Source organism: Devosia rhodophyticola, from assembly GCF_028816475.1.
Lineage (GTDB): Bacteria > Pseudomonadota > Alphaproteobacteria > Rhizobiales > Devosiaceae > Devosia > Devosia rhodophyticola.
Genome location: NZ_CP118247.1, coordinates 962,012 through 983,865 on the forward strand (window position 1 = coordinate 962,012; position 21,854 = coordinate 983,865).

23 protein-coding genes, 1 other RNA gene and 1 pseudogene are annotated in these 21,854 nt (G+C 57.4%); 8 read left to right on the forward strand and 17 right to left on the reverse strand.

Features of this window, described 5'->3' with window-relative positions; genetic code table 11:
* Positions 1-15 precede the first annotated feature (15 nt).
* Entirely contained in the window at positions 16-525 is a 510-nt protein-coding gene (locus PSQ90_RS04715) for a hypothetical protein (RefSeq protein ID WP_282212272.1), read from the forward strand.
* A gap of 9 nt (positions 526-534) precedes the next feature.
* On the opposite strand, the gene recR is transcribed toward PSQ90_RS04715, so the two are convergent.
* The 6 genes from recR to PSQ90_RS04745 all read right to left on the reverse strand — a co-directional run bounded on the left by recR (position 535) and on the right by PSQ90_RS04745 (position 4,258).
* Entirely contained in the window at positions 535-1,131 is a 597-nt protein-coding gene (gene recR, locus PSQ90_RS04720; protein ID WP_407648169.1) for a recombination mediator RecR, read from the reverse strand.
* Between the two features lie 30 nt (positions 1,132-1,161).
* Entirely contained in the window at positions 1,162-1,485 is a 324-nt protein-coding gene (locus PSQ90_RS04725; protein WP_282212273.1) for a YbaB/EbfC family nucleoid-associated protein, read from the reverse strand.
* Positions 1,482-1,787: a hypothetical protein gene (locus PSQ90_RS04730; protein WP_282212274.1), complete on the reverse strand. Its 306-nt coding sequence runs from the start codon at positions 1,785-1,787 to the stop codon at positions 1,482-1,484. The genes PSQ90_RS04725 and PSQ90_RS04730 overlap by 4 nt, the downstream gene beginning before the upstream one ends.
* Positions 1,784-3,217, reverse strand: a complete 1,434-nt coding sequence (locus PSQ90_RS04735; RefSeq protein ID WP_282212275.1) for a DNA polymerase III subunit gamma/tau — start codon at positions 3,215-3,217, stop codon at positions 1,784-1,786. The genes PSQ90_RS04730 and PSQ90_RS04735 overlap by 4 nt, the downstream gene beginning before the upstream one ends.
* Before the next feature lie 64 nt (positions 3,218-3,281).
* Positions 3,282-3,377: signal recognition particle sRNA small type (gene ffs / locus PSQ90_RS04740), an RNA gene on the reverse strand.
* A 50-nt stretch (positions 3,378-3,427) separates the two neighbouring features.
* Positions 3,428-4,258 (reverse strand): prephenate dehydratase, encoded by an 831-nt coding sequence (locus PSQ90_RS04745; RefSeq protein ID WP_282212276.1) that lies wholly within the window; start codon positions 4,256-4,258, stop codon positions 3,428-3,430.
* Between the two features lie 256 nt (positions 4,259-4,514).
* On the opposite strand from PSQ90_RS04745, the gene PSQ90_RS04750 reads away from it, so the two are divergent.
* On the forward strand, positions 4,515-5,345 hold the full coding sequence (locus tag PSQ90_RS04750) for a c-type cytochrome (RefSeq protein ID WP_282212277.1): 831 nt from the start codon (positions 4,515-4,517) through the stop codon (positions 5,343-5,345).
* Between the two features lie 164 nt (positions 5,346-5,509).
* Positions 5,510-6,454 carry a 2-hydroxyacid dehydrogenase gene (locus PSQ90_RS04755; RefSeq protein WP_282212278.1) on the forward strand — a complete coding sequence of 315 codons (945 nt, stop codon included), beginning with the start codon at positions 5,510-5,512 and terminating at the stop codon, positions 6,452-6,454.
* 11 nt (positions 6,455-6,465) lie between these two features.
* On the opposite strand, the gene PSQ90_RS04760 is transcribed toward PSQ90_RS04755, so the two are convergent.
* A complete protein-coding gene (locus PSQ90_RS04760; RefSeq protein WP_282212279.1) occupies positions 6,466-7,815 on the reverse strand; it encodes a leucyl aminopeptidase family protein in 1,350 nt (449 codons plus the stop codon).
* Positions 7,816-7,965: 150 nt separating this feature from the next.
* Between PSQ90_RS04760 and PSQ90_RS04765 the strand changes: the two genes are divergently transcribed.
* Positions 7,966-8,739, forward strand: coding sequence for a tetratricopeptide repeat protein (locus tag PSQ90_RS04765; protein ID WP_282212280.1), 774 nt, complete (start codon positions 7,966-7,968; stop codon positions 8,737-8,739).
* A 92-nt stretch (positions 8,740-8,831) separates the two neighbouring features.
* Here PSQ90_RS04765 and PSQ90_RS04770 read toward each other — a convergent pair whose 3' ends face one another.
* The 8 genes and pseudogenes from PSQ90_RS04770 to PSQ90_RS04805 form a co-directional block, all read right to left on the reverse strand.
* The gene (locus tag PSQ90_RS04770; RefSeq protein WP_282212281.1) at positions 8,832-9,836 is read right to left on the reverse strand and encodes a type II secretion system F family protein; all 1,005 of its coding nucleotides are present in this window, start codon (positions 9,834-9,836) and stop codon (positions 8,832-8,834) included.
* Positions 9,837-9,845: 9 nt separating this feature from the next.
* Positions 9,846-10,823 carry a type II secretion system F family protein gene (locus tag PSQ90_RS04775; RefSeq protein WP_282212282.1) on the reverse strand — a complete coding sequence of 326 codons (978 nt, stop codon included), beginning with the start codon at positions 10,821-10,823 and terminating at the stop codon, positions 9,846-9,848.
* Positions 10,824-10,827: 4 nt separating this feature from the next.
* A complete protein-coding gene (locus PSQ90_RS04780) occupies positions 10,828-12,318 on the reverse strand; it encodes a CpaF family protein (RefSeq protein WP_282212283.1) in 1,491 nt (496 codons plus the stop codon).
* Between the two features lie 65 nt (positions 12,319-12,383).
* Complete coding sequence (locus PSQ90_RS04785) at positions 12,384-13,655, reverse strand: AAA family ATPase (RefSeq protein WP_282212284.1); 1,272 nt, start codon at positions 13,653-13,655, stop codon at positions 12,384-12,386.
* A gap of 78 nt (positions 13,656-13,733) precedes the next feature.
* Positions 13,734-15,134 carry a type II and III secretion system protein family protein gene (locus PSQ90_RS04790; protein ID WP_282212285.1) on the reverse strand — a complete coding sequence of 467 codons (1,401 nt, stop codon included), beginning with the start codon at positions 15,132-15,134 and terminating at the stop codon, positions 13,734-13,736.
* Positions 15,135-15,151: 17 nt separating this feature from the next.
* Positions 15,152-16,075: a Flp pilus assembly protein CpaB gene (cpaB, locus tag PSQ90_RS04795; RefSeq protein ID WP_282212286.1), complete on the reverse strand. Its 924-nt coding sequence runs from the start codon at positions 16,073-16,075 to the stop codon at positions 15,152-15,154.
* Positions 16,076-16,361: 286 nt separating this feature from the next.
* Positions 16,362-16,846 (reverse strand): annotated as a pseudogene (locus tag PSQ90_RS04800) (A24 family peptidase).
* Between the two features lie 153 nt (positions 16,847-16,999).
* Entirely contained in the window at positions 17,000-17,182 is a 183-nt protein-coding gene (locus tag PSQ90_RS04805; RefSeq protein ID WP_282212287.1) for a Flp family type IVb pilin, read from the reverse strand.
* A gap of 388 nt (positions 17,183-17,570) precedes the next feature.
* On the opposite strand from PSQ90_RS04805, the gene PSQ90_RS04810 reads away from it, so the two are divergent.
* From PSQ90_RS04810 to PSQ90_RS04825, 4 genes are all read left to right on the forward strand, one after another.
* Complete coding sequence (locus PSQ90_RS04810) at positions 17,571-18,020, forward strand: pilus assembly protein N-terminal domain-containing protein (RefSeq protein ID WP_282212288.1); 450 nt, start codon at positions 17,571-17,573, stop codon at positions 18,018-18,020.
* A 114-nt stretch (positions 18,021-18,134) separates the two neighbouring features.
* Positions 18,135-18,701, forward strand: a complete 567-nt coding sequence (locus tag PSQ90_RS04815; RefSeq protein ID WP_282212289.1) for a TadE/TadG family type IV pilus assembly protein — start codon at positions 18,135-18,137, stop codon at positions 18,699-18,701.
* On the forward strand, positions 18,701-19,282 hold the full coding sequence (locus tag PSQ90_RS04820; RefSeq protein ID WP_282212290.1) for a TadE/TadG family type IV pilus assembly protein: 582 nt from the start codon (positions 18,701-18,703) through the stop codon (positions 19,280-19,282). Before PSQ90_RS04815 ends, PSQ90_RS04820 begins: the two co-directional genes overlap by 1 nt.
* A gap of 67 nt (positions 19,283-19,349) precedes the next feature.
* Entirely contained in the window at positions 19,350-19,970 is a 621-nt protein-coding gene (locus tag PSQ90_RS04825; RefSeq protein ID WP_282212291.1) for an HAD family hydrolase, read from the forward strand.
* Positions 19,971-19,990: 20 nt separating this feature from the next.
* Here the strand turns inward: PSQ90_RS04825 and upp are convergent, their stop codons facing one another.
* Positions 19,991-20,620 carry a uracil phosphoribosyltransferase gene (upp, locus tag PSQ90_RS04830; protein ID WP_282212292.1) on the reverse strand — a complete coding sequence of 210 codons (630 nt, stop codon included), beginning with the start codon at positions 20,618-20,620 and terminating at the stop codon, positions 19,991-19,993.
* Positions 20,621-20,635: 15 nt separating this feature from the next.
* Entirely contained in the window at positions 20,636-21,853 is a 1,218-nt protein-coding gene (locus tag PSQ90_RS04835) for a phosphopentomutase (protein ID WP_282212293.1), read from the reverse strand.
* Between the last annotated feature and the right edge of the window lies 1 nt (position 21,854).

Sequence of the window (21,854 nt, forward strand, 5' to 3'; positions counted from 1 at the left end):
GCAGCCGCCCCTTATGTGAACCTGTCACGGGTTGGCGCGTTGGTGGAGTTGAACGCCAATTACAAGGACGATCAGATGAGCCAGCAGCACCACAATCCCGGCACGTTGATGTCAGAGGAAACCAGTTTCGATGAGGGTGACGAGCCGGGCATTGCCCAGCCCATCAGCCAGAGTGAAATCGAAGAACTGCTTTATGGTGATGATCGGCCTGCCGAGCAGCGGCTGGAGAGGTTGCACGAAATTCGGCACGAACTGGCGGCCCGGGAATCGGCAGATTTTGGTGGCGAAGATCCGGCGGCATTGCTGGGTGAAGTGGATCGCGCCATCGCAAGTCTTGGTACCGACACCGACAATGCAGACGATACGGACGATTTTTCGGCGCTGTCAGCGCCCGATAGTCGCGATCCAGCAGACCATCTGGATTCCCTCTCGCCCGATGATGTCGATGCCATCGAAGACATCGAAGGGGCCGGGGATGTGGTGGAAGATGATGTGATCTGGGACGACGGGCGCAACGAGCGCTGACGGTTCGCGCTAAATCCGGGTTCGGGCTTTTAATGCCTGACTGAGCGTGCCTTCGTCGAGATAGTCCAACTCGCCCCCTACAGGTACGCCGTGGGCGAGCCGAGTGATCCTGGTATCAGAACCGGCGAGGCGGTCGGTAATGTAGTGGGCCGTTGTTTGCCCTTCCACCGTGGCATTAACGGCCAGCACCACTTCCTTGAAGGTTGGGGCGCGCTCGACCAGCGAAGCGATTGAAATATCATCGGGGCCGACGCCATCGAGCGGGGACAGGACGCCGCCGAGCACGTGGTAGCGCACCGCGCCAACTCCGGCGCGCTCCAACGCCCAAAGGTCGGACACGTCTTCTACCACAATCAGCATGCCGGATTCAGTGCGTCTTGGATCTGCGCATATACCGCAGGGACTGGTGGTATCGACGTTGCCACATATTTCGCAGGTCTTGACCGCTACCACGGCGCGATCGAGGGCCGCCGAAAGTGGCATCATCAGCGATTCTTTTTTCTTGATCAGATGCAGCACCGCGCGGCGCGCCGAGCGCGGGCCGAGCCCGGGCAGACGCGCCAGCAGTTGGATCAATTGCTCAATTTCTGGTCCGCCGGACGCCAATTTGTGCCTCAGGGTGCGGGGTTGATGGCGCTAGAACGGCAGCTTCATGCCGGGTGGAATTGGCAGGTCGGCGGTCACTTCGGCCATGCGGTTCTGGGTTTCGGATTCCACTTTGGCCTTGGCGTCGGCGTGGGCCGCAACGATGAGGTCCTCAAGGATTTCCACGTCGTCTTCCTTGAACATGGATGGATCAATCTTGACGCCGCGCAATTCGCCCTTGCCATTCAGGCTGACCGTGACCATGCCGCCACCGGACTTACCTTCAACGATCAGATTGGCAAGTTCGGCCTGCATGGCCTCCATCTTGCCCTTCATTTCGCCCGCAGCCTTCATCATTCCCATGATGTCTTTCATAATTCGTCGTCCTCTGTTTCGGGGGGCGCTTCAGTCGCGGCGTCAAATTCGGGGGTAAGCGCATCTTCGCGCACCCGCACATTGACCACCTTGGCACCGGGGAAGGTTTCGAGAATGGCATGCACCAATGGATCGTCGTGCGCCTCGGCGGTTGCCGCTTGCTGACGCTGTTCCTTGATCTGACGGATGGTAGGACCGGGGGGCGCCTTGTTTGAAACCGTTACCAGCCAGCGCTGCCCCGTCCATTGCTGCAGCCGTGCCGACAGGGTGGCGATCAAGCCTGGATCGGCTCCATCGCTCAATGCCACCTCGATCCGGCCTTCGGAAAAGAAACCGGGCGCATGTCGGATTCAAGCGCGATCTTGAGGATCACGTCACGCCGTTGGTTGGCGAGGGCGATTAGTTCGGCATAAGTGCGCGGCCCAGCGACAGCGCTGGGTTGAGATTGAGGCTGCGTTTGGGGAAGCGATTGCTGGGCGCTTGGCGCCTCGACCCGCATGGCCTGCTGGCCGTTGCCGCCGGGCCTATTGAAATTTTGCGGCGGCAGCGGATCGGCCGGGGTGGGCTGGTTGGCCAGTTTGGCCAGTAATTCGTCAGGACTGGGCAAATCGGCGGCATAAGCGAGGCGCACCAGCACCATCTCGGCGGCCTGTAAACCATTGCCAGCGCGCGACACTTCCTCATAGCCCTTGAACAATATCTGCCAGCAGCGCGTCAGCGCCCGCATTGGCAGCTTCGTCGCAAGCTGGGTGCCACGGGTGCGTTCATCGGGGGTCAGGGACACATCATCGGCAGCGGCGGGCACGACCTTGACGCGGGTAACCAGATGGGTGAAGTCGGCCAGATCGGCAATCATGGTTTGCGGGTCAGCACCCGCATCATAAAGTTCGCGCACCAGTTTGAGCGCTTCCCCCACCTGCCCGCCCAATAGATGTTCGAACAGATCGATAGTGCGCGCCCGATCGCCTAATCCCAACATGGCCTTGACGGTGGCCGCGGTGACATGGCCGTTGCCGTGGGAGATTGCCTGATCCAGCAGCGAAAGATTGTCACGGGCCGAGCCTTCGCCTGCGCGGACGATCATGGACAGAGCTTCAGGTTCGAAGGCGATTACTTCCTGAGCCAGAATATTTTGCAGATAGGCGGTCATCACCTCGGGGGTGATGCGGCGCAGATCAAAGCGCTGGCATCGCGACAGGATGGTGACTGGCACCTTGCGGATTTCGGTGGTCGCAAAAATGAATTTGACATAGGGCGGCGGCTCTTCGAGCGTTTTGAGCAGGCCATTGAAAGCCTGGGTCGAGAGCATGTGCACTTCGTCGATGATGTAGACTTTATAGGGTGCGGAAACCGGGCCGTATTTTACCGAGTCGATGATCTCGCGTATATTGTCGATGCCGGTATTGGAGGCCGCATCCATTTCGATGACGTCAATATGGCGCCCTTCGATGATGGCGCGGCAGTGCTCGCCCTCAACATCAAGATCAAGGGTGGGGTATTTACCCGAGGCATCCTGATAATTGAACGCGCGCGCCAGAATGCGGGCGGTCGTGGTTTTGCCCACACCGCGGACACCGGTCAGCATGAAGGCATGATGGATGCGGTTCTGTTTGAAGGCATTGCCCAGGGTCTGAACCATGGCGTCCTGCCCGATGAGCGTGGAAAAGCTCACCGGGCGATATTTGCGCGCCAGCACCAGATAGGGGGACGAAGCTGTATCAGGCGATGCCATACTGCCCTTTGTCACCGTTGCTTGAGGAGAATCTGCTGTGGGTCATGGTCCCATCATAAGCAGAAGTAGGAGGCTGGCAACGACCCGTGAAGGTCTCGTTGGGGCTGCTTCCTTCCGGACCTGACCCGGTTGGCGAGGAACACGTCCGCGCCAACCTCCCGGTCGTCTATATGGCTAAGGATTGCTGCCATGACAAGAGGGAACCAGCAATCAGCCAGCTTCGGCGGCCTTGTAAACGCCGAGGACGCGGAAATAGTCGGTATAAAATCCCAATTCCTCAAAGGCGTGCTGTACCCCGATATCGTCGGGATGGCCCTCGATATCGGCATAAAACTGGGTGGCTGTAAAATTGCCGTCGACCATATAGCTTTCCAGCTTGGTCATATTGACCCCGTTGGTGGCAAAACCGCCCATGGCCTTATAGAGCGCGGCGGGCACGTTGCGGACTCTAAAAACAAATGTTGTCTTGACCTTGCCGACGCTGGCGGGGGCCTCGTCCTTGTCGCGGGCCAGCACCAGAAAGCGGGTGGTATTGTGGGCCGCATCCTCGATATTTTCGGCCAGAACATTCAGACCATATATTTCACCGGCAAAGCGCGAAGCGATGGCGGCCACAGATTTATCGGCCTTGTCGGCTATTTCGCGGGCCGAACCGGCGGTGTCGACAGCGTTGATGGTGCGGAGCTGGTGGGATTGAATGAATTTGCGGCACTGACCCAGCGCCACTGACAAGGACTGCACGGCCTTGATGTCAGCAAGTTTTGCGCCGGGCACCCCCAGCAAGGTCATTTCAACACGCAGGAAAGTCTCCCCGGTGATGAACAGCCCGCTTTCAGGCAACAAGTGGTGAATGTCAGTAATGCGGCCATAGAGCGAATTTTCGACCGGCACGACGCCAAAGGCGGCGCGACGGGTCTGGACGGCGGCGATTGTTTCTTCAAAGGTCACGCAGCCCAGCGGCTCCCCCTGGGGAAACAGGCGAATGGCGGCGGCATGGCTGAAAGCGCCCGGCTCGCCCTGGAATGCGATCTTTTGCGACATTGTGCGGTCCCCGATAATGGTGGCAGCGTTTTGAACCGGGGCGCGTGGGGAGTCAATTGTGCCGCCAAGGCACGATCGGACGCGGAAACTAGTGGGGAATTGTCGCACCATACAATGGGCGGTTGCGCCGATGATAGCTAGATACTATCGTCCGCGCGCGCTCGGAACCTGTCGCGCAGGGGATTTTCTATTGAGAATCACCTATGAGTGATGCGTTCCCTTGACTGGCGCGGGGGTTGACTGGCAGAGAGACCAAATGGATTCGTTCGAGCTAAACAAGATCATTGGCGCCGTTCTCGGCACCCTGTTATTTGTCATGGGTGTCGGTATTGTCGCCGAATCCATCTATAGTCCGATTGAGGATCGGGGGCCCGGCTATGCCTTGCCCGAACCAGAGGCGACCGCAGATGCCGGCGCTGCGCCGGTGGTTGTGGAAACGCCTCTGCCGGTTTTGCTGGCCAGTGCCGACGTCAAGCGCGGTCAGGCCGCTGTTCGCAAGTGCCAGTCCTGCCACAATTTTGGCGAGGGCGAACCCAACAAGCAGGGGCCGCTACTCTATGATGTGGTCGACCGCCTCGAAGGTAGTCATGAAGGTTTCTCCTATTCGGACGAAATGCTGAAACACAATGCCGATGGCGCGCATTGGACTTATGAGAACCTCAACGCCTTCTTGACCAAACCCAAGGATTATGTCCCCGGCACCAAGATGAGCTTCCCAGGCATCAGCAAGCCCGAAGAACGCGCCGACGTCCTGGCCTATTTGCAGACGTTGTCAGCTTCGCCAAAGGCTTTCCCTGAGCCAGAAGCGGCTCCTGCTGAAGCGGCACCCGCCGCCGATGCAGCGGCCCCGGCCGCAGACGCCACCCCGGCCGAAGGCGCAGCTCCTGCAGAGGACACTGCCCCGGCAGCTGAAACACCGGCGCCAACGGCCAGTGAACCTGCGCCAGCCGAAGCAGCCGATACGCCTATTGCAAATGATGCTGCAGCGCCCGCTGCCAGCGGTGGCTCAGCGGCGCCGGTCGAAACGCCGACAACAACCCAGACCGAGACATCGACCGAAGGTACACCGACCACCACCGGCCACTAGGCTGGCCGTTGTCGGTCGATAGAATTACAAGCCGCGCCCTCTGGCGCGGCTTTTTTTGATTTTCCAAGATTGCGCAAGCTTGGGAATTGAACGCTGCATCAAGAATTGCGCTATCAGGGTCAAGCTCGATCAGTGACGCCGCGTGTATTGATCGGCTCCGGGGAATGTCCATGCTATTGTTGCACATGTCCGATATTGACGAAGCCAGTTGGGCTGAAATGCTACGCGAGGTGTTGGCACCCTACCCGGTTGTGGTTCGCACCGATAATTTTGACCCCGCCGATGTACGCTATATTTTGGTCTGGAAGCCGACCGCCGACGCGTTTGACGGCTTGAGCCATCTCAAGGCTGTGCTGTCGATGGGTGCGGGCGTTGATGCCTTGTTGGGCCACCCCAACCTGCCCGATGCACCGATCGTACGCTTCGTTGATGATGATCTGAGCCAGCGCATGAGCGATTATGTGGTGGCGCATGTCGCTATGCATCAAAGGCTTTATACACGTTTTCGCGCCGACCAACGGGCGCGGCGCTGGACACAATTATATCCACCAACCGCCACAACCGTCACGGTGGGCATTATGGGCATGGGCGTTTTGGGGCAAGACGCGGCGCGGCGGCTATTGCCGCTCGGCTATGAACTGCGTGGCTGGAGCCGTTCCCCCAAAAGCATCGAAGGCGTCGCCGGTTTTACGGGGCCCAAGCAGTTTGATGATTTTCTGGCGGGCACCGATATTCTGGTCAACCTGTTGCCATTGACGCCCGACACGGTTGGCATTCTCAACCGCGACACTTTCGCCAAGCTCAAGCGTGACGGATTGACTGGCGGACCGGTGATCATCAATACGGGGCGTGGCGGGCACCAGAAGGAAGCCGATATTGTTTCGGCCCTTAGCGATGGCACTCTGGCCGCCGCGAGCCTTGATGTGTTCGAGGTTGAACCTTTGCCAGTTGACAGCCCGCTGTGGGACATCGAGAATTGCTACATTACCCCGCACATTGCCGCGATTTCATCAAAAAGTGCCGGGATCAGCTATTTTTCCAAGGTCATTCTGGACCATGAGGCCGGCAAGCCGCTGCTCCACGTTGTGGACAGGTCACGCGGTTACTAGCTGATGCGGCCTCAGGCTGGGTACCGCTGCTTTAGAACGCCATAGACCGCGCGGATGCCCTGATCCGTGCCGCCCTGGCTGCGACCTGGGCGGGCCTCCGGTGCCCAGCCGTAGATATCAAGATGCACCCACGCCCCGGCGCGTTCGACAAACCGTTTGAGGAACATGGCGGCGGTGATCGAACCGGCAAAGCCACCGGCACCGGCATTGTTAACGTCGGCAATGCGCGAATTCATCATTGTATCATACGGGCCCCAAAGCGGCATTTGCCAGAGGGGATCGTCGCTGGCCAACCCGGCGGCCATCAGGTCACGCGCCAATTGATCGTCGCTCGTATATAGAGGCGGCAATTCAGGGCCAAGCGCAACGCGGGCGGCACCGGTCAGCGTTGCCATATCGAGCAGCAGTTCGGGCGCCTCCTCATCGGCAAGGGTCAGCGCATCGGCAAGGATCAAGCGCCCCTCGGCATCGGTATTGCCGATCTCGACGGTCAAACCGCGCCGCGAGGGCAGGATATCGCCGGGGCGGAAGGATGAGCCAGCAATCGCGTTTTCGACCACGGGCAGCAGGACGCGCAAACGCAGTTTGAGACCCGCGTCGATAATGGCGTGAGCAAGTCCCAGAATGTTGGCGGCTCCGCCCATGTCTTTTTTCATCAGTCCCATGCCGGCGGCTGATTTGATATCGAGCCCGCCGGTGTCAAAGGTCACACCCTTGCCGACCAATGTTACCTTGGGCGCTGCGGGATCTCCCCAGGTTAAATCGAGCAGTCTTGGTGCCTCGACGCTGGCGCGTCCAACAGCATGAATCAACGGCAGTTTGGCATTGAGCAGGTCATCGCCAACAATGCTGCGCAATTCCATCTTGTGACGGGTGGCAAAGGCTGCGATTTCGCGCTCAAAGGCATCGGGTCCGAGATCGTTGGCAGGCGTATTGATCAGATCGCGCGCCAGATAAGCGGCATCGACCAGGCGGGTTACCTCTGCAGCGTCGGCGTCTTCCGGCATCGCCAGAACTGGGGCCGGGCTGCCTGACTTGTAGCGGTCAAACCTGTAGGCGCCGAGACTAAAAGCAATGGCAGCCAGCGTCGGGTCACCGATGGCACCCTCCAGGCGGTAGTGGCCTTCGGGCAGATTGGTAGCGGCCAGTGCTGCCATCATTGGCGGGCGACCGTTTTCGGGGCCGGTGCCAAAGAGATGGGCCGACAGATTGCCGTGGGCATCGGGCACCGACAGCAAGCGACCGCGCTGGCCAGAAAAACCGTTATTGCTCGCCCAATGCTGGACAAAATCATCCAGGGCAGATGAGGCGATATTGCCCTCCTCGACAAAGATTACCGGCACAATCTGGGAATCGGACATGGCAGCCTACATGGTTTTTCGTTGCCCCTGTTTAGCGGCTTGGCCCGCCCGGATCAATTGGTCAACAGCCGACTTTAACGGGCTGTTAGGGTTAATGATTTATTGCTGGATCCAAGAGGTGCCATCGCATCGTCGAGGAGTTGGCCTATCGTGCTGCAGGTTTCGCGGATAACCCGTTCGTTTCGCGCCATCATGTTGGTAAGTGTTGCCGCTGTGGCGCTGTCGGCCTGCGCATCCAACCGCTCCAGCTCACGTTCTCCTGATTTTGCGGGCCTGTCGCACGATGCCAGTCAAGCCAATCTGGCTGAGCTGAGCGCGCGCTACAAAGCCAATCCCAAGGACAAGGGATTGATCATCTATTTTGCTGCCGCACTGCGCGGGCAGGGCCAGAGCAAACAGGCTGTGTCGGTTCTTGAGGCGGGCATGGCCTATTATAAGAGCGATGTTGATATCAGCGTTGCCTATGCAAAAGCACTGGCGGCCGATGGTCGTTTCGAGCAGGCGCTCAATGTTATAGATGATGCCATTCGTCCCGATGCGCCGGACTGGAACGCGCTTTCTGTCAAGGGTGCCATTCTCGATCAAATGGGGCGTAATGGCGAGGCCCGGCAACTCTATAAGCAGGCGCAAGCCTTTGCGCCGGGCGAAGCCTCGATCGAAGCCAACTGGGGCCTGTCCTTTGCGATGACCCAGGACTTGAATTCGGCCGAACAACATTTGCGTCGCGCCGTTTCAATGCCGGGTGCTACAACGCAAGTCCGGCAAAATCTGGCGTTGATACTGGGACTACAGGGCCAGTTTGACGCCGCCCGAGCCATCTATGCCGCCGAATTGCCGCCGGAACAGGTGGCCGCCAACATGGCTTACGTCAAGGCGCTCCTGACTCAGCAGAACCGCTGGGACACTGTAGCCAAGGCCAACTAGGCCAACTAGGCCAACCTCCCCAACAAACGCTAAGTCTTCCAGTAGACGCTTAGGCGCGCGCCATTGGCGTGGGTAGCAGTGAAGACGGGCATCTAGAACGAGGTTTTAACGGTCTGTGCAAATGCCGTGATGATAGCTGGGGTCATGATGACGATGAACAACACCGGCAGGAAGAACAGGATCAGCGGCACCGTCATTTTGGGCGGCAGAGAGGCAGCCTTTTTTTCCGCTTCCATCAGGCGGGTTTCGCGCCCCTCTTCGGCCATGACGCGCAGCGCCTGACCCACAGAGGTACCGTAGCGATCAGCCTGAATAAGCGCTGTCATTACCGATTTGACGTTGTCCAACCCTGTACGGCGGCCCAGATTGTCATAGGCGCGACTGCGATCATCGAGGAAGGACAGTTCGGCGGTCGTCAGGGTTATCTCTTCGGCCAGTGCCCCGCTTTGCTGGCCGATTTCCTTGGCCACGCGCTTCATGGCGTGTTCAATCGACATGCCCGCTTCAACGCAAAGCAGCATCAGATCAAGACAGTCGGGCCAGGCCTTGCGGATTTCCTTTTGCCGTTTGACCGTCGCATTCTTGAGCAAAATATTGGGTAGGAACGAGGCTATGATGCCCGCGCCGATCGCGTAGACCAGATTGAGAAACAGCGGCTTTTCAGGATACATAACAAAGATCAGATAGGCGGCAACAACGGCAAAAAAGCCAAGTGGGGTTGCAAAGCGCATGAACAGGAACGAATTAAGGTGCCCCTGCCCGCGATAACCGGCCATTGCCAGCTTGTTAACGGTATTGCTGTCCTTGAAAGCCTTCTCGAGACTCAAGTTCTCCACCATGCGTTTCATCATGGTGGTGTTGGAAGTTTCGCTACGCCGAATAGTGCCCCGCGCGTCGCTGGCAACCGGGCCGCGCAGACGAGCCATTTCCTCGGCGCGCATTTTCTCGCGCTCCAGAGCCACACGGCGGATGCGCTGCTTCATCTCTGATTTGACGACAAAAGAGGAGCCGAAAGTGAAAACCACGGCGCCAGCACAAATGGCGGCCAGAACGGCTATGACAAAATCGCGCTGCGCCAGCAATCCGAGCAAATTCATTTGACGCCTCTAAAAATCGAACTGGACCATGCGGTTCATGACGAACACACCGAGCGAGAGCATCAACAGCGCCACCCCAGACCAAATCTGGCCCAGGAATGTGGTCCAGAGCGGTGTGAGATATTGCGGTGAAACCAACGAAACCAAACCCGCGACAACAAACGGCAGCGCGCCAATAATGATCGCGGACGCCTTGGCCTCCGCCGACATCGCCGCAACCTTCTGCTTCATCTTCTTGCGGTTGCGCAGAACGCGCGCCAGATTGGTCAGTGCTTCACTCAAATTGCCGCCCGACTGCTGCTGGACGGTAATGACCACGACGAAGAAATTGACCTCCGACAATGGCACCCGATCAAGCAGCACCGAGACAGCCTCAGTCATCGTCATGCCGACCGACTGTTGGTCTAGTACCCGGGCAAATTCGGATTTTACCGGCTCCTTGGCGTCCTTGGCAACGACGCGCATGCTGTCGTTAAGCGGCAATCCGGTTTTGACACCACGAACGATGGCTTCAACGGCATTGGGCAGTTCATCGAGATATTTGTTCTGATAGCGCTTGCGGCGGCGCGCGATGTACCAGCGTGGCATCAGATAAGCGATACCGACGGCAAAAACGGCTGCAAACAGTATGGGCACCTGCACGAGGAACAGGATGACAAAGGCAATGGCCCCAAGAATGGCGCTATTGCGAATAAAGCCTGCGGGCTTGATCGTCATGCCGGCCTGAAACAATTGCCCCTTGAGTGGCACCCGACGCTTCTTGCGCTCAAGGGCGTCAGACTGTGCCTTGAGCGCCTGCTGCACCGATTTGCGGCGCTGATCCCGGTTCTTGAGGTCGGCGTTTTCCTGCCGCACGACCCTTATGTCCCCCTGGTAGGCTTTGATCCGCTTTTCGGCGCGACCATTGCCCAACATGGACGGCACCAAGGCAAAGCCGACGGCTCCGACGCAGATCATGGCAAGAATAGCGAGGATAAAGGGGGTCATGGCGTCATGAATCCAGAAGTTCGCGGTGCTCGGTATTGGAGTTTTCCAATGCCTCGACCAGATTGGCTTCCTCATTGAAATATTTGGCCCGCTCGGTGAACTGGGGCTTGGTTATACCGGTGGAGCGATGGCGCCCCAGGAGCGCGCCGTTCTGATCCTCGCCAGTAATGTCGTAGAGGAAGATATCCTGGGTGACGATCACATCGCCTTCCATGCCCAGGATCTCGGAAATATGGGTGATGCGGCGTGAGCCATCGCGCAGACGCGCGGCCTGAACGACGACGTCGATCGAGGAGGTGATCATTTCGCGAATGGTGCGGCTGGGCAAAGAATAGCCGCCCATGGTGATCATGGATTCAAGGCGACTGAGTGCCTCGCGGGGCGAGTTGGCGTGCAGCGTTCCCATTGAGCCATCGTGACCAGTGTTCATGGCCTGCAGCAGATCAAAGCTTTCGGGGCCACGCACCTCGCCCACGATGATGCGTTCGGGGCGCATACGCAGGCAGTTCTTGATCAGATCGCGCATGGTAATCTCACCTTCACCCTCGAGATTGGGCGGGCGGGTTTCCAGTCGCACCACATGAGGCTGCTGGAGTTGAAGTTCGGCAGAGTCTTCGCAGGTAATGACGCGTTCATCCTTTTCGATGAAGGCGGTCAGGCAGTTGAGCAAGGTCGTCTTGCCCGAACCGGTACCGCCCGAGATCAGGATATTGGCGCGTACGCGGCCCAGAATGCGCAGCACCTCGGCCCCTTCGGGCGATATCGAGCCATATTTGACCAGTTGCTGAAGCGTCAACTTGTCTTTCTTGAACTTACGAATGGTAAGCGCGGCACCATCGATAGCCAGAGGCGGGGCGATGACGTTGACGCGAGAACCGTCGGGTAGACGCGCATCGCAGATGGGCGAACTTTCATCAACGCGACGGCCAACCTGGCTCACGATGCGTTGGCAAACATTCATCAGATGAGCATCGTCGCGGAACCGGACGTTGGTCAGCTTCACCTTACCCGCCACTTCGATGTAGCAACGCTGCGAACCGTTGACCATGATGTCGGCGATGTCGTCGCGCGCCAGAAGCGGCTCAAGCGGTCCATAACCGAGCACGTCATTACAGATGTCGTCGAGCAGGTCTTCCTGCTCCGAGATCGACATGATGATGGATTTGAGCGCTATGATTTCCGCGACAATATCGCGAATTTCCTCGCGTGCCGCGTCGATCTCCATGGTCGCGAGTTGACTGAGATCGATTGAGTCAATCAGAGCGTTGAAAATTGCCGACTTGGTCTGGAAATATTCCTTGTCGCGCTGAGCATCTGCGGGCGCGCGCACATCGACAACTTCATCGTTTCCCTTGAGGCGCTGGGCAGCCTGGGTCGGGTCGGTTGCCTTGCGAACCTGATCTGGCTTTTCGGCAGGCGCTTCGGCCGGACGCGGCTTGACGACCTCGTTCACGCCCGGGGTGTTGCCACCAAATGATGTACGCTTGCCAAACATGGACTTCCTACCGTTTCAGTCTGGGCCCTGCCCGGCTCATACGCACGGGCAGACCAGGGATTGGATCAGGCACGCTTCTTCATGAATGCGGGCAACTTCATCAGACTGCCCACCTTGCCAGCGCTTACGGGCGCCTGGCGACCGGTGACATGCATGCCGATGCTGCGATAAATTTCGTTGATCTTGTTGTTGGCCGCGACCTCGGCGATCATCTGCCCATTGTTGGCGGCGGTACCGAACAAGGCCGCGTCGAACGGAATTTGACCCAACAGGTGGCACTCAACCGATCCAGCAAATTCGGCAGCTGCAATTTCAGGTCGACGCGGCATGCTGAGCTTGTTGATTACCAATTGAGGCGCGGCCTCACTGGGGCGCAGTGCCTTGATGGTGTCGGCCATGGTCTTGGCATTTCGCAGATTAGCCAGATCGGGTTCGGCCACGATCACAACTTCATCGATGGTGGCAAGGGTCTGGCGTACCCAGGCATTCCAGGCGTGAGGAATATCAAGAACCACCACGGGCATGCTCGATTGACACAGTTCGATGACCTGTTCGAACTGGCGTTCCTCAAAATCATAGGTCTGATCGAGGGTGATCGGTGCCGTGAGCAGATTGATGTGATTGGCGGCCTTTGACATCAGCCGATCCAGCATCACCTGATCGACTTTTTGATTGGCCATGACGGCGTCGGCGATCCCGTGGGGAGGATCCTGATTGAAATTCAATCCGGCTGTGCCAAACGCTAGGTCCATATCAAGAATGAGTGCATCCTGACGCAGGCTCTGGGCAACGGCCCAGGCGACATTGTGCGCGACGGTGGAGGAGCCGGCGCCGCCCTTGGCAGAAATGAAGCCGACGGTTCGACCGATTGGTGTGGAAGTGGCAGAAGCGAAAATTTCGGTGATGGCCGAAACGATGGACTGTGCACTGGCGGGCAGAACGATATATTCGGACACGCCAAATTTGATCAGTTCGCGATAAAGCACCACGTCGTTGACGTGGCCAAGTACGATCAATTTGGTAGTGGCATCGCATACTTCGGCCAAATGCGCCAACGCTTTGGGGATGTCAGCCGGCGGCAGGGTCGTTTCTACCATGATCAAATTGGGCGTGGGATTGGACTTATAAGTTTCAATTGCTCCATCCAAGCCGCCGTTGTGGGTGGTCAGGGCAACCTTGGACATCCGACGGTCGTGAATGGCGCTTTCGACCAATTGCGCAGTTTGGGAGTGCTCGCAAAATGCCTGAATGGTGATGCGCGGGATCAGCCGTGCGCCGCCAGCGATTTCAGCTGCAGGGTCTTCTGTCTTACCGGGCTCAGGGGTCAAAAAGCTCATCGAACCAAGTCTCCAATTTGCCGCCAACGCGACGCGAACTCACTCAAGGTCGGGGCAGCGCGCCGCCCCGGAAACATTTCAGTCAAGCACGAAGCCGACGGAGCCTTTGAAGCTGCCGCGCATGCCGCCGCCGTTGCCAACGCCGTACATGGTTTCCATATTTCCAAGGAAAATGGCTTCAGCATCGCCAGCTACAACACTGCGATCGGTTGGCAGGGGGGCCGCTATCGGGCTCGGCTGAGCCAGATAGGGTGTGACCAGGATAACAAGTTCTGTCTGATCGTTGTTATAGTCACGCGACCGGAAGAGCGCGCCAAGGATCGGGATGTTGCCTAATCCGGGCAATTGCTTGATCTGTTGGCCGACATTGCTCTGCAACAGACCGCCGATTGCCAGTGTATCGCCGGGACGGATCTCAACCGAAGTCTTGGTGTTGCGATTGGTCAACGTATAGCTGCCAGCCTGCAATTCGGAGACGCCGGTATCAATCTCCAGCCCGATTGTGCCGTTGGAACGCACGGTCGGGGTAAAATTGAGTTTTACGCCATAATCCTTGTACTGGATCGTGGTGCCGCCGTTGCCGTCTGATATCGGAATTGGGAACTCGCCGCCAGCCTTGAATTCGGCTGGCTGGCCCGAGAGGGCCGTGAGCGTCGGTTTGGCCAGAACGCGCAGGGCGTTGCGGTCTTCAAGCGCGGTAATGGCTGCGTTAATCTGCAGGCCACCAGAGTTATAGGCACCGCTGACCATATTGTTGGCCGAGGTGGACATGGTATTGTTGAAGCCGAAATTGGCCGAGCCAATCGAGAGCGAACCCGAGAGATTCACGCCCAGCTGCTTGGCAGTCGTTCGTTTAACCTCGGAAACGGTCACCTGCAGCATGACCTGCTGTGGTCCGTCGACATCAAGGATGTTGGCCACGTTCTTTTCATCGCCCGCGAATTGGACGGCAACGGCAGCAGCACGCTGACGGTCCTCATCGGAGCGAACCGAGCCAGTGAGCACAACACGGTTGGTATCGCCGCCCAGGTTCACCGACTCAACAGTGATATTTGAAGTGGGAATGATCCGGGTCAACGCAGCTTGCAACGCTGCACCGATCTGGGATGGTTCCTTGATCACCTGGAGCTCGAGCACCGAAATGGTGCGACCTGAAGCATCGAGAAACAGAATATTGGTTTCACCGCCCCCGACGCCCTGAATGATGGCGCGCCGCGAGGATCGCATGATCGCCCCTGCAACCTCGGGCTGAGAAACAACGACTTCACTTACGTTGCCAGGCAGGTCGACGATCATCGACTTGTTTAACTGCAGCTTGACGTTCTGGGTAATGCCATACTGATTTGAAGAAACTGTCAGCTGGGATTGCGCCATGGCTGGCGCACTGGTCAATGGAGCCAGAGCAAGCGTGGCGCCAATTAGCAGCGCGGCAAGGGCCGAGCGGGTGGTGGCGGGAGTAAAACGGGCTGACTGGGACATGGCGTTCTCCTCACTCATCACTGCACCACGATTTCGGGCAGGACGGGTGCCGATGAGGTCACTTGGGGTGCGTTGGCCGATGGCAACGCGGGATCGATCGCGGGGGGCTGAACCATTTCAGGTGGCGCTGCGCTGGCGGACATCACACTTGATTGTTTGCCGTAACGCACCAGCCGCACCGCCTGCGAGGAATTGGTGCGAACCTCGTTATTGTTGTTGAAATCAGCCATCGAGCGCAGCGCCAGCGAGAGGGAGCCCTGCGATTTGGCGTTCATCAATGTTTCGGCCTGGGACGGGTCGAGTTCAAGCGTGGCAATGGTTCGGTCATCAAACACTTGTGCCTGCGGACCACCTTCTGGCGCAGTCTCGGTCTCTCCGCCCGTGGCGCCAACTTCGCCGAGGCGTTTGCCAATCGCCAGGATGCGAACGTTGGTCAGGACGGCTTCGGAAGTTTGCCCACCAGCTGTCATGCGCGTCAGAAGGACATCGACATGATCGTTGGGCACGATAAATCCACCAGCGCTGGAGGCGGCATCAACCGGCACCGAGACGCCACGCATACCCTTGCTCAATACCGCCGACAGATATCCTTGATCTGCGCGAACAAGCTTGGCTTCACGGATAGGTTCACCGGGGAAGAATTCAAATCGCGCCACAGTGTCCACTAGTAAGTCGGTTGCATCCGGCGTTGCTTCGCTGGTCACATATTCGGGCCGGACAGCTCCTTCGGGCCAATCCTGCCACTGGACCGATTGCGGGGTGAGGCGTTCGCCAACACCTATCGTGTTTCTGGCGACCAGAACCTGAAGCTTGGCTTCCTGCTTGGTCACCTCGGTGACCACAGTCTGGGGCGTGGGCGTACCGCCGCGCATCAGAAGGAAAAATGCAAGGCCACCAGTCAGAACTGCGACGGACAATAAAATGATCTGTGCCGGTTTCATCACTCAACTCCACTGCGTCACAATGCCAGTACCGGGCACCGAACCGTTAAACTGGACAGCAGCCCTAAACCTTGACAGTCTTGACGCGCCAGTTTCATTGTCCAAACTATGATGCAAAAGGGTCAAAGTTTGGTTAACCGGGGATTTGCAAATCCGGTTAATAAACTATTTAAAAATGCGGAGATGAAATAGGCCGTATTGACCGCGAATGTTTGAGTATTCGCGGCGTCCTATTTGGAGTGTGACCAGCTTACGATCGACTTGACCATAAAGATTGATCAGATATTCAGGCGGCCAGCTGCTGAAAGATGGGTGAAGCCGAATATGTCACGAGGCCCGCAATCGCCAGAGCGATGCCATAGGGAATACCAGTCTTTCGATCATGCAGGCGTTCGAGCCAGACAAAGCGCGCCAGAAGCGGGCTGAGCGGCAAGGTACGCAGCGCCAGAATCAGCAGTGTCAGAGCACCGCCGAGCAAGCCGGCATAAACGAGGTAAGGCAAGGTAAGGCCGAAGCCGAGCCACAAAGTAGTGGCAGCGGCGAGTTTTGCATCGCCTCCCCGATCCAGCGCAATGCGAACATGCAAAACGCCACGACGAGAACCACCGTGGCACATGCAATGTGCATGGCGACCTGTTGCAGCGGCAAATTTATCACCAGCGCCAAAACGAAAAATCCGGCGACCAAGGTGAGCACCAGCTTGTTGGATATCTTCATGGTGAGCAGGTCCGAGGATGCGGCCAGCGCCATGGCGAACGGAAAAAACAACATGGCAATCGTGGACACAGTATCCCCCTTGAACCCGGCAACAACGCATTTCGCGCGAGGATCAATCTGAACGAAAGCGGTTAACAATATGCAAAACAAAGGGGGGAGCACGGTGCTCCCCCCTCGGTCAAATCTTTGATTGGTCGCCTAAGGCGATCAGGGTGTTGGAACGGTAACGCCGCCAAGACGGTTCGAGATACCGTTGAACAGGTTACCCAGGTTTCCGCCGAGGGCAGATGCTGCAGCGATGATGCCAACAGCGATCAGAGCGGCGATCAGGCCATATTCGATTGCGGTTGCGCCGGACTCGTCCTGCGCGAAGCTTGCAATAATTTTCATTCCCATACTCCTTGCTCACGTCATTAAGTGACGCCATCGTTCGATACGTCACACATCGAACTTGGCGTTGAAGTTATCCGGCAGTTCTTGAAATTGCGTTAATTGAAGAGTCGGCAGGACCTTGATTCAATATGAAATAAAATATGCATATCAATACCTTAATCCAAAAGTTCGCTTTTTACATACCGCACGAAGGCTAGGGGTTTACCCCTTTTACCCCGCAATATTGCAGTAACACTCTATATATAGCGGTCTGACTGAATAGCCTTCAGACTTGTCATAATTCCTCTTAACAATGACTTGGGACGACAATTCTGACCGCGTTTGCCAATTCTTCACCATTATCAGCGAAAATCATCGTGCCCATTCAGTTTGTCGAGGCCCAATCATGTCGCGTTTCCTTGTTATCGCCGCTGCCACTGTTCTGGTGAGCCTGGTTAATCCAATCTCAGCGATGGCTGAACAAGGCGCACCGATCAACGTCAATGCCAACATGGCGAGGGTCTTGCGGATCAACGCCCCCGCCGCGACGGTCATCGTGGGCAATCCAGCGGTTGCAGACGTGACCATACAAGATCCACAAACGCTGATCCTGACCGGCAAGAGCTATGGACAGACAAACCTCATCGTTCTTGATGCCATCGGTAACCCGATAGCGGACACCTTGATCGAAGTAGTGCAGAAGCAGGCCGGAACAATGACGGTTTATCAGGGGCAGCAGCGGTCGAGCCTGTCGTGTGCGCCCGTTTGTCAGCCCACAATCATGCTGGGCGATGATCCAAGCTTTCTGGCCAATAGCATCTCGGGTTCGAACCTGGTCAGCAGCGCCGCAAACTGATTGCAGCGTTAAGCCGCTGTTTACCACAAATGCGAATGCATTGTGACGGCGGCATTTCATAAGATTTACTTAGCCATGTCCTACTAGATTTGACTGATGAATTGGGCGAGGTCCATGGTCAAGTCACTGTCATCAGCGCGGCGCGGCGTGTTTGCGAGACTGGTTCGCCGCTCGTTCGTGCGCGACACCAGCGGTGCGACGGCCATTGAGTTCGGAATTCTTGCCCTGCCGTTCTTTGCCATCATCGGGGCTATTCTCGAGACATCACTGGTCTTTCTCTCCGGCCAGATTCTAGACAGCGCAGTCAGCGACGCCAGTCGCCAGATAAGGACAGGGCAAGCCGTCAACGCCACATTTGGTGTCGGCGAGTTTCGCAATCTGATCTGCGGTGGGCTTTATGGCCTGTTCGACTGCAGCGCCTTGAACATCAGGGTCAGCACCATCAGTGACTTTTCATCGGCAGTAGTGACTCTTCCGGTCAACGCTGCCTGCACGAGCAGCTGTACATGGACCACCCCAGACACTTATGGGCCAGGGTCGGGATCTAGCACCATCATGGTTCAGGTCTATTACAAATGGCCAATCATACTTGATTTTGGAGGCGGGCTCAGCCTGGCCGACCTACCCGACCGGACCCGGCTCCTCGCCACCGTTCGCGTTTTCCGTAATGAGCCATTCTGATGGTTGGATTAATCAAATTGCTTCGCTCAAGGTTCAATGGATTTGCGCGCGCCAACGAAGCGGTGGCGGCGGTCGAGTTTGCGCTGATCCTGCCGGTGATGCTGCTGGTCTATATCGGCAGCGTTGAGGCCAGCTCACTGATCACGACCGACCGTCGGGTGCAGACCATTACCGGCACGCTGGGCGATCTGGTTGCCCGTTCCAACGAAAAGATTCCCGTTGCCAGCCTCATAAATTTCTTTGAGGCGGCCGAGGGCATCATGGTGCCGTTTTCAACGGCGTCACTTGTGCAAGTGGTGACCTCGGTTCGGGTCAACAATGACGGCACGACAACGGTGTTGTGGAGCCGTCAATACCAGAACAACACGATGTCGTCGGGCGGTCGGGCACATTCGGTCAATCAGCCCTATGCGCTGCCTAGCGCGATTACCGATATTTCCCTCGGGGAATCGGTAATCGTTGCGGAAACTTTCTATACGTTCACGCCCTCGTTCAACATTGTCTACAACGGCACCATTCCGCTTTATCGTGAGAATTTCTATCTGCCGCGCTTTGAAACAGACATTGATCTGGTCCCTTAAGGCCCACGCGCTTGCGCCTTAGAGACGGCTATGCCATAGGCGAGGCATTCCAACCACGGTGTGCCCCATGAGCGAACCCCTGATCCCCGTATTCGACATCGGCAATGTATTTGTCGACTGGAACCCGATGTATCTGTTTCGCAAGCTGTTCGAAACCGAAGAGGAAGCGCGCTGGTTCGCCGACAATGTCTGCACGCCCGACTGGAACCTGGAATTTGACGCTGGCGAAATTTATGCCGAAGGCGTTGCCAAGCTGATTGCCCGCTTTCCGCGATATTGGCGCGAAATTCAAGCGTATGACGTGCGTTGGAAAGAAACCTTTAGCGGGATCATCCAGGGCACTGTCGCTATCCACGACGAGTTGATCGAGCAGGAAATCCCGACATTTGCCATCACCAATTTTTCCTGGGAAAAGTGGGTGTCATGCCTTGGGGAATGGCCGTTTCTTGAAAAATTCGACGGGGTCATCGTCTCGGGGCTTGAGGGACTGGTAAAGCCTGACACAAGGCTTTACCGGGTCTTTTGTGAGCGCTACGGGTTGGCCCCGGAAAGCTGCGTTTTCATTGACGACAGCGAACCAAATGTGATTGCCGCGCGCAAATATGGCATGAACGCCGTTCACTTCACCTCGCCTGAGCAGGCGCGCAAGGAACTGATCGGCTTCGGCCTACCGCTCGCCAGCAAGTAAGGAATTCCCTCGTCCGCCGCCTATTTGGTGCCATACATGCGGTCGCCCGCGTCGCCAAGGCCGGGCATGATGTAGCCCAGCTCATTGAGGTGACTATCGATCGAGGCAGTAAAGACCGGCACATCCGGGTGTGCCTCGGTAAACCGCGCCACCCCTTCGGGCGCCGCCAACAGGCATAGAAAGCGGATATTATTGGCGCCGCGTTCCTTGAGCTTGTCGATGGCCGCAGTCGCCGAATTGGCGGTGGCCAGCATGGGATCGACCACGATGATCAGTCGGTCCTGAAGATTGGAGGGGGCCTTGAAGTAATATTCAACCGGCTCCAGCGTCTCATGGTCGCGATACATGCCAATGTGAGCGACGCGCGCGGCGGGCACCAAGTCCAGCATGCCTTCGAGCAGACCATTGCCGGCACGTAGGATTGAGGCAAACACCAGCTTCTTGCCCTTGATGGCGGGCGCCATCATTTCGGCCATCGGGGTTTCGATCGGGATCAGTTCCAGTTCGAGATCGCGCGTCACCTCATAACAGAGCAAATGGGCAATCTCGCGCAGCAGGCGGCGGAACCCGGCAATCGAGGTTTCCTTGTTGCGCATGATGGTCAGCTTGTGCTGGATCAGCGGGTGATCGACGACCGTAACATTGTTCATTTGATCATCTTTGTTCTAGAGAAAACTCTTGCCGTGTGTGCCCGGCGCCAGACCCAACCAATGGGCGAGGCTTTCCCCAATATCGGCGAAGGTTGAGCGAATGCCAATCTCGCCAGGCGTCAGGCTTGGGGAAAACAGCAGAATTGGTATCTGTTCGCGGGTGTGATCGCTGCCGGGCCAGGTTGGATCATTGCCGTGATCGGCGGTTAGCACAAGCAAATCGTCGGGCTGCATGGCCACGATCAGTTCTGGCAGCCGAGCGTCGAACTGTTCGAGCGCTGCGGCATAGCCGGGCACATCGCGACGATGGCCATATTCAGAGTCGAAATCGACAAAATTGGTCATGACGAAACTGCCGTCGGCCGCCATTTCCATGGCTTCGAGCGTTTTGTCAAACAGCGCCATATTGCCGGTGGCCTTGAGTTTATGGGTCACGCCCATGGTGGCGTAGATATCGGAAATTTTGCCAATTGCAAAAACCTGACGTCCCGCCGCCTTGGCGCGGTCAAGCAATGTGGGTTCGGGCGGGGCGATGGCAAAGTCACGTCGATTGCCAGTACGCTTGAAGGTTTGCGCAGTTTCGCCGACGAAGGGTCGGGCAATGACGCGGCCGATCATCATCGGTTCTGTCAACCTAAAGGCGGTCTGACACACCTCATAGAGCCGATCGAGACCGAAATGGTTTTCGTGGGCGGCAATCTGAAATACGCTATCAATTGAGGTGTAGCAAATCGGTTTGCCGGTGCGGATCGACTCTTCGCCCAATTCAGCAATGATTGTAGTGCCCGACGCGTGTTTGTCGCCCAAAATACCGGGAAGACCCGCTTCGCGTACCAACGTTTCGATTAAATCGGCGGGAAATGTCGGTTCGGTCTGGGGAAAGTAGCCCCATTCAAATGGTACCGGTACCCCGGCGATTTCCCAATGACCGGAGGGTGTATCCTTGCCTTTGGAAATTTCGCGCCCGACACCAAATCGACCGCCCAGTGGTTTGTCGGAAAATCCAGCCGGAACAGTGCCAGTCGACAGTTTCATGGCGGCCCCCAGCCCGATGGAATCCATGTTGGGCAAGTGTAACGGTCCACTGCGCAGGCCGGCTCGATCAGCTTTGCCTGCGGCGGCGTGTTCGACAATATGGCCCAGCGTGTCGGCACCTTGGTCGCCATAGCTGGCTGCATCAGGCGCCCCGCCAATTCCGACGCTATCAAGAATGCACAAAATGGCGCGGGGCATG

Coding starts and splice junctions, on each gene's coding strand:
- PSQ90_RS04835 (WP_282212293.1), bottom strand. CDS start 21,853: ATGCCCCGCGCCATTTTGTGCATTCTTGATAGCGTCGGAATTGGCGGG.
- PSQ90_RS04825 (WP_282212291.1), top strand. CDS start 19,350: ATGAGCGAACCCCTGATCCCCGTATTCGACATCGGCAATGTATTTGTC.
- PSQ90_RS04790 (WP_282212285.1), bottom strand. CDS start 15,134: ATGTCCCAGTCAGCCCGTTTTACTCCCGCCACCACCCGCTCGGCCCTT.
- PSQ90_RS04810 (WP_282212288.1), top strand. CDS start 17,571: ATGTCGCGTTTCCTTGTTATCGCCGCTGCCACTGTTCTGGTGAGCCTG.
- PSQ90_RS04745 (WP_282212276.1), bottom strand. CDS start 4,258: ATGTCGCAAAAGATCGCATTCCAGGGCGAGCCGGGCGCTTTCAGCCAT.
- PSQ90_RS04750 (WP_282212277.1), top strand. CDS start 4,515: ATGGATTCGTTCGAGCTAAACAAGATCATTGGCGCCGTTCTCGGCACC.
- PSQ90_RS04760 (WP_282212279.1), bottom strand. CDS start 7,815: ATGTCCGATTCCCAGATTGTGCCGGTAATCTTTGTCGAGGAGGGCAAT.
- PSQ90_RS04735 (WP_282212275.1), bottom strand. CDS start 3,217: ATGGCATCGCCTGATACAGCTTCGTCCCCCTATCTGGTGCTGGCGCGC.
- PSQ90_RS04725 (WP_282212273.1), bottom strand. CDS start 1,485: ATGAAAGACATCATGGGAATGATGAAGGCTGCGGGCGAAATGAAGGGC.
- PSQ90_RS04805 (WP_282212287.1), bottom strand. CDS start 17,182: ATGAAAATTATTGCAAGCTTCGCGCAGGACGAGTCCGGCGCAACCGCA.
- PSQ90_RS04785 (WP_282212284.1), bottom strand. CDS start 13,655: ATGAGCTTTTTGACCCCTGAGCCCGGTAAGACAGAAGACCCTGCAGCT.
- PSQ90_RS04815 (WP_282212289.1), top strand. CDS start 18,135: ATGGTCAAGTCACTGTCATCAGCGCGGCGCGGCGTGTTTGCGAGACTG.
- PSQ90_RS04755 (WP_282212278.1), top strand. CDS start 5,510: ATGTCCATGCTATTGTTGCACATGTCCGATATTGACGAAGCCAGTTGG.
- upp (WP_282212292.1), bottom strand. CDS start 20,620: ATGAACAATGTTACGGTCGTCGATCACCCGCTGATCCAGCACAAGCTG.
- PSQ90_RS04775 (WP_282212282.1), bottom strand. CDS start 10,823: ATGACCCCCTTTATCCTCGCTATTCTTGCCATGATCTGCGTCGGAGCC.
- PSQ90_RS04780 (WP_282212283.1), bottom strand. CDS start 12,318: ATGTTTGGCAAGCGTACATCATTTGGTGGCAACACCCCGGGCGTGAAC.
- PSQ90_RS04770 (WP_282212281.1), bottom strand. CDS start 9,836: ATGAATTTGCTCGGATTGCTGGCGCAGCGCGATTTTGTCATAGCCGTT.
- cpaB (WP_282212286.1), bottom strand. CDS start 16,075: ATGAAACCGGCACAGATCATTTTATTGTCCGTCGCAGTTCTGACTGGT.
- PSQ90_RS04820 (WP_282212290.1), top strand. CDS start 18,701: ATGGTTGGATTAATCAAATTGCTTCGCTCAAGGTTCAATGGATTTGCG.